This is a genomic window from Exilibacterium tricleocarpae (assembly GCF_007004655.1).
In the GTDB taxonomy this organism is placed as follows: Bacteria; Pseudomonadota; Gammaproteobacteria; order Pseudomonadales; family Cellvibrionaceae; genus Exilibacterium; species Exilibacterium tricleocarpae.
Genome location: NZ_ML660092.1, coordinates 357787 through 369576, shown reverse-complemented (window position 1 = coordinate 369576; position 11790 = coordinate 357787). Strand labels below are relative to the sequence as shown.

The following is an 11790-nucleotide window of genomic DNA, read 5'->3' as shown; positions in this document are numbered from 1 at the left end:
CGAATCGCTCGCCCTGTCCAATCAACCAGCTCCAAATAGTCAGTAAGACTAAACGAAATGCCAGGATATTCATTGTCTGTAATGCGATCGGAAAAGTGCAGTAGTGGTTTTAAGGGTAGATCAAAGCGGTTGAAGACGCCCTGCGTTTTCTGTTCTCTAATGGCGTTGACCAAATCAAATCGTGGCGCCATACGCTCCTGGACACTGGTGTAATCAGAGCATTCAGGCGCATCGGCAAGGCCCGCTCGGATTGGATTAAGGTCGACGTAGACCATACAGCTCAACAGAGCCTCTTCACTTAACAAGGCTTGGGATTTATAACGGGATTCCCAGAAGTGGCCTGTACACTGATCTTCTTTATTGGCTTCCCTGGCAATGGGTTCGTTCAAGCATTTCATAAACCAGCTTAAATCGGTCAGGCGTTGGCGCCAAACAGCGATGATATCGGTGATGGTTGCCAATTCGGCAGGTGCCAAAGGCTCACCGCCTTGATAACGTCGAACTAGCAAGGGGCCCTTATAGAGGCTGGTCCAGCGCTCAATAACATCGTCATCATGCCAGCATTCGGCTTGCCCGGGGTCGAGCTTTACGACGATATGGTAGTGGTTGTTCATCACGGCATATGCGCAGACGTCAATCGAGAACAGAGAAGACAACAACCGAATGCGATTGACAATCCATTGGCGGCGGTGTTCGTAGTTCCGGTTAGTGTGCTGATCAATACCGCATAGAAAGGTACGCCGGACACAACGGGAAACCACGTGGTAGTAGGGGGTATCTTGAACAGAGACGAGTTCCTTTCGAGGTCGAGTCATCGTTAGCTCCATTAACGATCGGGTGGTAGCTATCTTAAGTGGGGGTTGTTAGATTGTCAATTTAGGAGTGCCTGTCCCACCAATTTGTGCCACCAATTTTCGCCGGACACAACGGGAAACCACGTGGTAATAGGGGGTATTTTGAACAGAGACGAGTTCCTTTCGAGGTCGAGTCATCGTTAGCTCCATTAACGATCGGGTGCTAGCTATCTTAAGTGGGGGTTGTTAGATTGTCAATTAAGGAGTGCCTGTCCCACCAATTCCAGTGCCGCTAGTGTAGAGGCAAGAGTTGTTGTTCAGACAGCTGGAAAAGGTTTTCAACCTTCCCCAATAATTCCAGGAACGTTTAGATCGCCTGGAACGCCGGTAATGGTTCCGTAATTATGAGTAGAGAATTTCTTTTTAGATTGCTGGGATTGGTTCTTAGTTTATGTTTGGCGATACCTTGTCAGTTGATGCTAAATGATGATGCGGAAAATTTTGTAGAGGCAATGATTCAGACTCCATTTGCTTGGTTGGTTTATATTGTCGTTGGATTTTCAATTTCGGAATACATTTATAATTATGTAGGGCGAAAAGGCTAAGACCAAGAGGGACGCATACAACTTAGCAACTTAAGCAATGAGAAATTGATTGGCTCTATAACAAACCAGAACCGAAATGCACACAGTAACTGTCCCCCAGCAAAGCCGGGGGCTTTAGTTTGTGAGCCGCTCAAAGCGGCTGTTACGGGAAACGATGGCGAGGACACGACGGCGAGGACAGGCACCGTTAAAAAACAACGAGGAGTTGCAGCCAGAATATTCTCTCAAGTTAGCACTACCGTTTTGTTAGAGTAGCAGAGGGGGCGTATAAAAATTAACCGCGATGGTTAGAAGATGACCTTGAATCTGTGGAAAAATACCCGCCAAGGCGGTACGTCTTGATAGAATTCTCTGAAAACGTTTTTAAGCGAGTCCTTTACACAGCCGAATTTTTCTCAATTGCGCCGTATGGACTTGTTCAAATGTCTGGCTACTTTGCAGCCAGGCTTCTGTCGGCGTTGAAAAACGTTTTAAGAGCGGCGGTAAGCTAATGGGTATAGACCCTCGTTTGTCACTACGAATCGCTCGCCCTGTCCAATCAACCAGCTCCAAATAGTCAGTAAGACTAAACGAAATGCAGGATATTCATTGTCCGTAAAGGGAGAAACAGGGGACACTGATAACCTAATAACCTGAATCCGTGATTTCATAACGTTACCGCTAAATTCCACGTCAACAAGTGCTGATCTCAGCCTGCTTCTCATAAAAATCTAACGAGCCGCCCTGGCATAAAACACATTGCCCTCAAACGGCGTCCAGACACTCACCTTAATACCCGTCTCTCGCAGTCCTTCCCCGATCCAGTTGTTACAGGTATACCAAAGACTATAGGAACCATTAGCCGCGAAAAAAGCATCGTTGGCACCGTAACGAAAGCCCACCACCGGCTTGGGGCCAGCGGGACTTAAGTCGATCTTGCGGCGTACAAAAGCCACCAGACGCGCATACTCCTCTTCACTGAGCGCCAGCGGATAATGACCATAAACCTGACTCATATCCCGCAGATAGGACACATGCAACAGCGATTCATTACCACCGGACAGGGCACTCAACGCCGTGTCAAACTTGAGATCGCGCCAGTGTGGCGTGCTCAGGTAAAACCCTTTATCGCCCCAGCCGATAGCGATATAGCGAATATCACTCCCCAGCGGCGGAAAATGGCTAAAGGAAAACACGCTACTCCAATCAACATCTCCATGTCGCACCGGAAAGACAAAATCGACATGCACACCATTGGAGGCGAGGTAGGCATCCACTGCATTCGCCGCCGGCTGCCAGTCACGGTTGGCGGGCCACACCATCAGCGCGTAGGCAGCGCCGACGTAGGCCAGCGGCAACAGTACCGGCAGCAGCAGCGCAAAGCCGATAAATTGCAGCGTGGCACCGCCGTGCCAGCGGCGCAATACCGGAACGATTTGCCCACCGCGCCGGCGTCGCAGTGAGGAAACTATTTGTCCACCCCGCCGATACACAGATATTTGATTTCGATGTAATCGTCGATACCGTACTTGGACCCCTCGCGACCGGAACCCGATTCCTTGACGCCGCCAAACGGCGCCATCTCATTGGAGATAATGCCCTCGTTGATACCGACGATGCCGTATTCCAGCCCCTCACCGACGCGCCAGATACGCCCGATATCGCGAGCGTAAAAATAGGATGCCAGACCGAACTCGGTGTCGTTGGCCATGGCAATGGCCTCCTCCTCGGTCTTGAATTTAAACAGCGGCGCCACCGGGCCGAAAATTTCCTCTTTGAACACCCGCATCTCGCGATTGACATCGGTCAGGATCGTCGGCTGGTAAAAACAACCGCCGAGCTTATGATAGTCGCCTCCGACAATGGCCAGCGCGCCTTTCTCCTTGGCATCGGTTACCAAGGCGTGCACATCTTCAGCGGCGCCGGCGTTGATCAAAGGTCCCATGGTGGTGTTCTCCTCGGCACCGGCGCCGAGGGTAAAGTCCTTGACCGCCGCCGCCAGCTTGGCGGCGAACTCGTCGTAAATGCCCTCCTGCACCAGCATGCGGTTGGCGCAGACGCAGGTCTGGCCGGCATTGCGGTATTTGGAGGCCAGGGCGCCCTGCACCGCCGCGTCCACATCGGCGTCGTCGAAGACGATAAACGGCGCATTGCCGCCCAACTCCATGGACGTCTTTTTAACCGTAGCGGCGCACTGCTCCATCAACACCTTGCCCACCGGCGTGGAGCCGGTAAAGGTCAGTTTGCGCACCAGCGGGTTGCCGGTCATCTCGCCGCCGATCGCGCGGGAACTCTTGCCGGCCACCATATTGAAAACGCCGGCGGGCAGACCCGCCTCCTCGGCCAGTACGGCCAGAGCCAACGCGGACAGCGGCGTCTCGGTGGCCGGCTTGCCGACAAACGTGCAACCGGCAGCCAGCGCCGGCGCTGCTTTGCGGGTGATCATGGCGTTGGGAAAATTCCATGGCGTAATCGAGGCCACCACGCCCACCGGTTGCTTGAGCACCAGGATGCGTTTGTCGGCCGCCGGTGGCGCAATTACATCGCCGTAAATACGCTTGCCCTCCTCGGCGAACCACTCGATGTAGTTGGCGCCATAGACTATTTCGCCGCGCGACTCCGCCAGCGGCTTGCCCTGCTCCACCGTCAGGATCAGCGCCAGGTCGTCGAGATTGTCGAGAATCAGGTTGTACCAGTCGCGCAACAGCTTGGCCCGCTCTTTCACGGGCTTGGCCCGCCAAGCCGGCAGCGCGGCGTCGGCCGCCTCGATAGCGCGCCGGGTTTCGCCGGCGCCGCAACTGGCGATGGTGGCCACCACCTCGCCATCGGCGGGGTTGCACACGTCCACCGTGGCGCCGTCATCGGCATCGACCCAGTTGCCGTTGAGATAGGATTGAGTGCGCAATAGGCTGGAATTTTTCAACGCGAGCATCAGGGGAACTCCTTCAAGAAAAGCTGACAAGTTACAGCTCACAGCTTACCGCCGATCGCCGTAAATCGACACTACAAACTACCGCAAATCGGGCACATAACACTAGGGCCTGTCTGCCCTAACCAAACCATTCCAACAAAATCTCCAACATGGCCTGCGCCGCCTGCGACAGCGGATACCGGCAACGGGTAATCACCCCCACCCGCCGCGATACGGCGGGGCCGGTCAGCGGCCGGCACACCGCCCCCATCTCCTCCATCTGCTTGACGCACAGGGCCGGCACGGCACTGACCCCGAGGCCGGTCGCCACCATGCGACCGATGGTGGCCAGTTGATGCGCCTCCAGCTCCACCGGCAAATGAATCCCGGAATCGGCAATGGTGCGATCGATCAGCGCGCGAATACCCGACGGCCGCTGCAGCGCCAGGAAACTGGACGCCTGTAAAGCCCGCCAGGTGACCCGGCTCCTGGCGACCAGCGGGCTGGCCGGCGGCAACACCGCCACGAAGCGATCGGCAAACAGCGGCTGGAACACCAGGTCGTTGGAATCGTCCGGGTCAAAAGTGACGCCGATCTCCACCCGACCGCTGCGCACCATCTCCACCACCGACTCGGCCACCACATCCTGCACCGCCACGTTGACGTCCGGGTAACGCTGCCGGTAGCGCTCCACGATCTGCGGCAACTGGTTGCTGGCAAATGACGGCATCGCCGCCAGGGTCATTTTGCCGCGGCGCATGGCAAACAGGTTGTGCAGGTCCTGCAGGGCGCTGTCCCAGTCCCCCAGCAGGCGCTGGGCGACGGGCAGAAACGCCGCCCCTTCCGGCGTCAGCGACAGCCGCCGGGTGGAGCGCGCCAACAGGCGCCCGCCCACCGCCTCCTCCAGATTGCGAATGGCAATACTCAACGCCGGCTGCGACAGGTGTACCAGAGCCCCTGCCTCGGCAAAACTCTGGGTCTGGGCCACCGCCACGAAAGCCTTGATTTGCTTGACAGTTACATTAATCAATTTTTTAAATCAATTATTCATTTTTTTAAATTTGCTTAATATAAGCCGCTGGCACATCCTAGGCAACCGGTAAATCACCAGTGCGACTATCAAGCAGCTATCAGGAAAAAGGGGTTTTCTATGTCAGGTTTCGACAAGGTGGTGGGCAGTTACGCGGAGGCGCTGGAGGGCCTCGCCGACAATATGACCATCATCGCCGGCGGCTTCGGCCTGTGCGGCATTCCCGAAGGGTGCATCGCCCAAATCAAGGCCATGGGCACCAAGGGCCTGACCGTGGTCTCCAACAACTGCGGCGTCGACGGTTTCGGCCTCGGCATTCTGCTGGAAGACAAACAGATCAAAAAGATGATTTCCTCCTATGTGGGCGAAAACGCCCTGTTCGAACAACAGCTACTGGCCGGCGAGTTGGAAGTGGAATTGACGCCCCAGGGCACGCTGGCGGAGAAGATGCGCGCCGGCGGCGCCGGCATTCCGGCCTTCTATACCGCCACCGGTTACGGCACCCCGGTGGGAGAGGGCAAAGAAGTGCGGGAGTTCGACGGCCGCCCGTATATTCTGGAGCAGGCGATCAAGGGCGATTTCGCCATTGTGAAGGGCTGGAAGGCCGACCGCTACGGCAATGTCATCTATCGCCACACGGCGCAAAACTTCAACCCCATGGCAGCGACCGCCGGCAAAATTACCGTGGTGGAAGTGGAGGAAATCGTCGCCCCCGGCGAGTTGCAGCCGAGCCAGGTTCACACACCGGGTATCTACGTCGACCGCCTGATCCAGGGCAGCTTCGAGAAACGCATCGAACAACGCACTGTGCGCCCCGCCTGAGAGGAGACCAACACATGGCACTGACCCGCGAACAACTCGCTATGCGCGTGGCCCGCGAATTGAAGGACGGCTACTACGTCAACCTGGGCATCGGCATCCCGACCCTGGTGGCCAACTATGTACCCGAAGGCATGGCCGTTATGCTGCAATCGGAAAACGGCCTGCTGGGCATGGGGCCCTTCCCCACCGAGGCGGAGGTGGACGCCGATATGATCAACGCCGGCAAGCAGACGGTAACCGCCATCACCGGCGCCTCGATTTTCTCCTCGGCGGAGTCCTTCGCCATGATCCGCGGCGGCCATGTGGACCTGACGGTGCTGGGCGCGTTTGAGGTGGATGTGCAGGGCAATATCGCCTCCTGGATGATTCCCGGCAAACTGATCAAGGGCATGGGCGGCGCCATGGACCTGGTGGCCGGCGCCGACAACATCATCGTCACCATGACCCACGCCAGCAAAAACGGCGATTCGAAATTGCTGCCGCAGTGCAGCCTGCCCCTGACCGGCGCCGGTTGTATTAAAAAGGTGGTCACCGACCTGGCTTACGTGGAGATCGCCGACGGCAGTTTCCACCTGAAGGAGCGGGCCCCGGGCGTATCCGTCGATGAGATCGTCGCCAAGACCGCCGGTGCCATGGAAGTGCCGGAGGTGGTACCGGAGATGACGTTCTAGACCGTTTTAGACTACGCCTGACCGGCGACCGCAAGCCGGATCGCCGCCCTCGGCCACACCACCCTGCTCGCAGCGACACCTCGCCCGCAGCGAGCCGGCAACAGATTGTTCTGGCAGCACCACTGCCACTCTCTTGGCCCCCGGCGCAGCCCGCTGCGCTCGGGGGTTTTTTATACCGCCGATTGCTTTACAATTCCCCACGGCTTCGCTAAAACTGTCACCGATTAATATTGTCGCAGACTCAATGATTGGCTAAAGACTGCCTAAAAAAGGGCCACTTGTTAAAAATATCACTGATTACAAGTATCACTGATTTAATAATATCGGTTATTGCGCATAAGCTTGCGACGGTAATACCTTTACTGCGCCTAAAGTCCAATAACTATACTCAATGGTTCTAATAATCCGGCCGGGATGCCACCGCTTCCACGACTATGAGCACCGCTACCCGTTTAGCTATAGTTAAAGAAACACTGATGACAGCAAAACTGATCACAGTAATTCTGCCGCACGCGGGCCGGTAGAGACGATTATTCGCGCAAGGAGACCTATGCCGCCGTTCAGCTCATTGGATATTGACGATAATGCCGGGCCCCTTTCCATCGATCAGTTGTGCCAGCCAACCCTCAATGACCTGGTAACCCCGGTCTGGATTTATGACACCCTGAATTTCCGCATTTACTGGGCCAACAAAAGCGGCCTGGTGCTGTGGGGCAGCGACGCCCTGGAAGAATTGCGGGCCAGGGATTTCAAACCGGAAACCTCCGAGGCGGTCAACCAGACACTGCTGGCTTTTCTCGAGGAATTTAAACAGGGCCACAAGGTCAGCCGCTGGTGGCGCCTGAGTCCTCACGGTATTATCAAAGATGTGTTCTGCCAGTTCTCCGGCATTCGCCTGGAAGACGGCCGCCTCGCCATGCTGTGCGAGGGCCTGGAGGCCAGGGTCCTGCACTCCGAAGCCTTTATGAGCAGCGCTATAATCGCCTCCATGTACGACCGGGCCGGCACCATTATCAGCGCCAATCCCACGTTCGAGGAATATTTCGGCGACCATATTTTCAATCTGGGGGACATGATCTGCGATCGCACTCTGGTCGAGAAGCTGTTGCAACGGGGCGCCGTTGAGCGGGAGTCCCTCGAGAAAGATCTGCTGGTCAACACGCTGCGGGGCGAGCGCTGGCACAGTGTGCATATTCAGCCGATCAACCAGGCCGACGGCGACATCGCCTACCTGGTGACACAGCAGGATATCAACAACCGCAAACAACGGGAACTGGAACACCAGGCGCAGGCCGCCACCGACCCGCTGACAGGCCTGCTCAACCGCAACGGTATCGAACAGGCGCTGCTGGGTTACGCCGAGAGCCACCTGCAATACCTCCTGTTCTATATCGACCTGGACGGCTTCAAACCCATCAACGACACTTACGGCCACGGCGTCGGCGATCTGCTGCTGTGCGCGGTGGCCGAACGCCTGCAAAGCGAAATCTGCGAACACCCGCTGGTGTGTCGGGTCGGCGGCGACGAATTCATCCTGGCCGTCAGCCAGGCGACCCTGGATCACAGCGCTGATGACATCGCGCAAAAAATCGTGCGTCAGTTGTCCCGCGTCTACAGCCTGCCGGGCCAGCCGCCACTGTCGATCTCCGCCAGCGTCGGCTTTGCCCTTTACCCCGATCACGGCCAGACTCTGAACGCGCTGGTCTCCAGCGCCGATGCGGCCATGTACGTCGCGAAACAGCGCGGCCGCCGGCGCTGGATTCGCTATCGGCCCGGTATGGAAGACACCCACAAGCGCAAAACCCTGCTCGCCCATGAGCTGCCGAAAGCCAGTGCCGAAGACGAACTGATACTGCACTACCAGCCCATCGTCTGCACCCGCACTGGCACTGTGCTGATGGTGGAGGCGCTGCTGCGCTGGCACAACAAGCTGCTCGGGGCGGTATCCGCCGGCGAAACCATCGAAGCGGCCGAGGATATCGGCCTGATCGCGGAGATCGAGTCGTGGTTGCTGAACCGGGTCTGCGCAGACCTGCACACCATTCGCCGGCAACTGCAAAGCCCGGTGCGCGCCGCGGTAAACATCTCCGGGCTGCACTTGGTCGATGAACACTTTCTACCCAACCTGGATCGGGCCGTGGCGCAGGCCGGGCTGACCCCGGCCGACCTGGTTATCGAGCTGACCGAAAGCGCGCTGCTGCCGGTGCGCGAGACGCACGACAGCCCCGCCCATCGCCTGGCGCAGCGCGGCTACGGCATCGCCATTGACGATTTCGGCACCGGCTACTCCTCGCTCGCCTACCTGCACCGGCTGCCGGCCGACTACGTCAAGATCGACAAAGCCTTTATCGAACGTTTACACGAAGACAGTTCCACAGTAGCCTGCATCCAGAATTTGATCGCAACCCTGGGGATGGAAAGCATCGCCGAGGGCGTGGAGACCGAGACGCAATCGAGCCTGCTCGAACGGGAGTTGGTTACTTTGCAGCAGGGCCACTGGCACGGGGCTCCGGTGCCCTTGCCGGCATTGAAAAAACGAGAGTGAATAAAAGCGGGAGCGTGTGTACACCCGTATTACTGTAGACCTACATTAATGTAGACCTGTATTAATGTAGACCTGTATAAAATCGGAGCGCAGCCACCGGCACCGCAGGTACTGACCCGGCATTGTGGGTCGCCCGATTATATCACTGCCAGCAGCCGTGTTATCAATACAACAATAAACTCGAAGGGGAGTTTCCATGTCGACCAAGCCACTTTCTAAGCTGTTATCCGCTTTGAAGAAGAACCGCAGATACATCGCCTACGGTATGCTCGCCGTCGTGGCTTCCATGTTTATCAGTCTGGCGGCCGGCAAGATTTACCAGAACTGGGACGACGACCCGGACCGCGGCGCCATCGCCATCGACAACGGCGCGTTTGGCGAGAGTTACCAAACGCCGGTCTACCTCGAGCAGGGCTGGAAACCGGAGCAAAGTCTGTGGTTTTACAACACCACCCAGGGCTCGGCACTGCTGCCCTACGATCTGTTTATCGCCCTGGAGCAAAAGGATTCCGACGCGTTGTTTCGCTCGGCGCTGAATATGGACGAATACCGCTACCTGCCGCAAAAGCCCACCTTCTTCAATCCGGACGGGCTGCCGGTGGGCATGGTGAAGGACACCTACCAGGGCAAGGATTATATGGGCTTTACCTGCGCCGCCTGTCACACCGGCCAGGTCAACTACAAGGGCCGGGCGATACGTATCGACGGCGGTCCGGCAATGGCCGATATGGTCACCTTCCTGCACGATCTCGACGCGGCGATGCAGGCCGCACTGCAGCCCGGCGCCAAGCAGCAACGCTTCGTCGAGGCTGTGCTGGCGTTGGAAAACAACTACGATTCCAAGCAACAGGTCCTCGACAGCCTGGCGGAGTGGCAGAAAAAAGTACAGCTCTACAATATCGTCAACCACAGCCGCACCGAATACGGCTACGCCCGCCTCGATGCGTTTGGTCGAATCTACAACCGGGTGTTGCAGCACGTGTTGAATAAAGAGCAGGCGCGCGAACTTCTGGCCATGGCAACCAACCCCGCCGGGGGGCGCATACTGACCATCGAGCAGGTGGACAAAGTGCTGGAAGGCGTCGATGAGACCATTATCCGAGATGGTGAGTTTTCGCAGATCATCACCCGCCTGATGTCCACCGAAGACGGTTATCCGGGCCTCAATCTGCGCCAGCTTCTCACCGTGCGCAATGCGTTGTTCAACGAACCCAATGCACCGGTCAGCTATCCGTTTCTGTGGGATATCGCCCAGTCGGACTACGTGCAGTGGAACGGTATCGCCAATAACGCCGATGTCGGCCCACTGGGCAGAAACACCGGCGAGGTGATCGGCGTGTTCGGCATTCTCGATTGGGAGGCCACCGACACCTGGTTCAGTATCTCCGGCTGGCTGACCGGCCAGGTGGGATTTCTCGAGGCGATCAAGGACAAGCTGGCGTCGCTGGTCAGCGGCCAGGACGGCAACAAAACTATCGTAGATTTCAAGTCGTCGATCAACCTGGTCAATCTGCAACGCCTGGAATCACACCTGAAAAGCCTCAAGTCGCCGCAGTGGCCCGAGGACATATTCGGCAAAATCGACCGCGACAAAGCCGCGCGCGGCGAGTTGATCTACGCCGAGCGCTGCCAGTCGTGTCACGAGATTATCGACCGCAACGACTGGAACCGGGTTGTCATCGGCAAAATGGACAGCATCGATGTGGTCGGCACCGACCCGACCATGGCCGTCAACAGCGTCAGCTACACCGGCAGGTCTGGTCACTTCAAACACACCTATCAACCCACCGGGGTGGGCGATACCATCACCCAGGGCACGGCGCCGGTTGCGGAAATTCTCACCGTGGTCACCAAGGGGGTGGTAGCCACGCCGGACCCGGACAAATGGCTGGTGCGACGCTGGCTCGACTGGATGTACACACTCGGCATGTCTTTTTTCGACAACGAGATCAAGCCCAGCATCAAACAGGGCAACTACCAGGCCGACACCACCGCCAACCCCTACCAATCGCTGCTCTCTTACAAGGCTCGCTCCCTGAACGGCATCTGGGCGACGGCCCCCTACTTGCACAACGGTTCAGTGCCCACGCTTTACGATCTGCTGCTGCCGAAGAAGCGCGCCGACGATCCTGAGGAGGGCGCCTACCGCCCCGATGAATTTATGGTGGGCAGCCGCGAGTACGACCCGGTAAAAATGGGTTTTCGCTATGAAGGTTTCGACGGGTTTTCCTTTAAAACTTTCCGCGCCGGCGACTTGAACAGCGGCCATGAATACGCCGCCGCCCGCACCGAGCGCGCGGATGGAAAGCAATTGAAGCCACTGACCGAGCAACAGCGGTGGGACCTGATCGAGTTTTTGAAGACGCTGTAAATTGAGGCGGATATCGCAATAGCGTGCTCTATAACCGGTGCGGTATCCGCGACTCACTCCAT

9 protein-coding genes are annotated in these 11790 nt (G+C 57.3%); 5 read left to right on the top strand and 4 right to left on the bottom strand.

Features of this window, described 5'->3' with window-relative positions:
• Positions 1–815 (bottom strand): transposase (locus tag FKG94_RS28735; RefSeq protein ID WP_179957602.1); only part of this gene is annotated, 815 nt, incomplete at its 3' end.
• 383 nt (positions 816–1198) lie between these two features.
• On the opposite strand from FKG94_RS28735, the gene FKG94_RS11630 reads away from it, so the two are divergent.
• Positions 1199–1399, top strand: a complete 201-nt coding sequence (locus FKG94_RS11630; protein WP_142904413.1) for a hypothetical protein — start codon at positions 1199–1201, stop codon at positions 1397–1399.
• A gap of 710 nt (positions 1400–2109) precedes the next feature.
• Here FKG94_RS11630 and FKG94_RS11620 read toward each other — a convergent pair.
• The 3 genes from FKG94_RS11620 to FKG94_RS11610 all read right to left on the bottom strand — a co-directional run bounded on the left by FKG94_RS11620 (position 2110) and on the right by FKG94_RS11610 (position 5319).
• Positions 2110–2802: a TIGR02117 family protein gene (locus FKG94_RS11620; RefSeq protein ID WP_142904411.1), complete on the bottom strand. Its 693-nt coding sequence runs from the start codon at positions 2800–2802 to the stop codon at positions 2110–2112.
• A gap of 44 nt (positions 2803–2846) precedes the next feature.
• Complete coding sequence (locus FKG94_RS11615; protein WP_142904409.1) at positions 2847–4310, bottom strand: NAD-dependent succinate-semialdehyde dehydrogenase; 1464 nt, start codon at positions 4308–4310, stop codon at positions 2847–2849.
• A gap of 118 nt (positions 4311–4428) precedes the next feature.
• The gene (locus FKG94_RS11610; protein WP_142904407.1) at positions 4429–5319 is read right to left on the bottom strand and encodes a LysR family transcriptional regulator; all 891 of its coding nucleotides are present in this window, start codon (positions 5317–5319) and stop codon (positions 4429–4431) included.
• A 120-nt stretch (positions 5320–5439) separates the two neighbouring features.
• On the opposite strand from FKG94_RS11610, the gene FKG94_RS11605 reads away from it, so the two are divergent.
• From FKG94_RS11605 to FKG94_RS11590, 4 genes are all read left to right on the top strand, one after another.
• Positions 5440–6141, top strand: coding sequence for a CoA transferase subunit A (locus tag FKG94_RS11605; RefSeq protein ID WP_142904405.1), 702 nt, complete (start codon positions 5440–5442; stop codon positions 6139–6141).
• Positions 6142–6155: 14 nt separating this feature from the next.
• Complete coding sequence (locus FKG94_RS11600) at positions 6156–6812, top strand: 3-oxoacid CoA-transferase subunit B (RefSeq protein ID WP_142904403.1); 657 nt, start codon at positions 6156–6158, stop codon at positions 6810–6812.
• Positions 6813–7362: 550 nt separating this feature from the next.
• Positions 7363–9357, top strand: a complete 1995-nt coding sequence (locus FKG94_RS11595) for a putative bifunctional diguanylate cyclase/phosphodiesterase (RefSeq protein ID WP_142904402.1) — start codon at positions 7363–7365, stop codon at positions 9355–9357.
• 196 nt (positions 9358–9553) lie between these two features.
• Positions 9554–11728: a di-heme-cytochrome C peroxidase gene (locus tag FKG94_RS11590; RefSeq protein ID WP_142904401.1), complete on the top strand. Its 2175-nt coding sequence runs from the start codon at positions 9554–9556 to the stop codon at positions 11726–11728.
• Positions 11729–11790 lie beyond the last annotated feature (62 nt).

Bases quoted from the DNA above. Each gene is read 5' to 3' on its own strand.
- FKG94_RS11590 (WP_142904401.1), top strand. From the start codon at position 9,554: ATGTCGACCAAGCCACTTTCTAAGCTGTTATCCGCTTTGAAGAAGAAC.
- FKG94_RS11605 (WP_142904405.1), top strand. From the start codon at position 5,440: ATGTCAGGTTTCGACAAGGTGGTGGGCAGTTACGCGGAGGCGCTGGAG.
- FKG94_RS11615 (WP_142904409.1), bottom strand. From the start codon at position 4,310: ATGCTCGCGTTGAAAAATTCCAGCCTATTGCGCACTCAATCCTATCTC.
- FKG94_RS11600 (WP_142904403.1), top strand. From the start codon at position 6,156: ATGGCACTGACCCGCGAACAACTCGCTATGCGCGTGGCCCGCGAATTG.
- FKG94_RS11630 (WP_142904413.1), top strand. From the start codon at position 1,199: ATGAGTAGAGAATTTCTTTTTAGATTGCTGGGATTGGTTCTTAGTTTA.
- FKG94_RS11595 (WP_142904402.1), top strand. From the start codon at position 7,363: ATGCCGCCGTTCAGCTCATTGGATATTGACGATAATGCCGGGCCCCTT.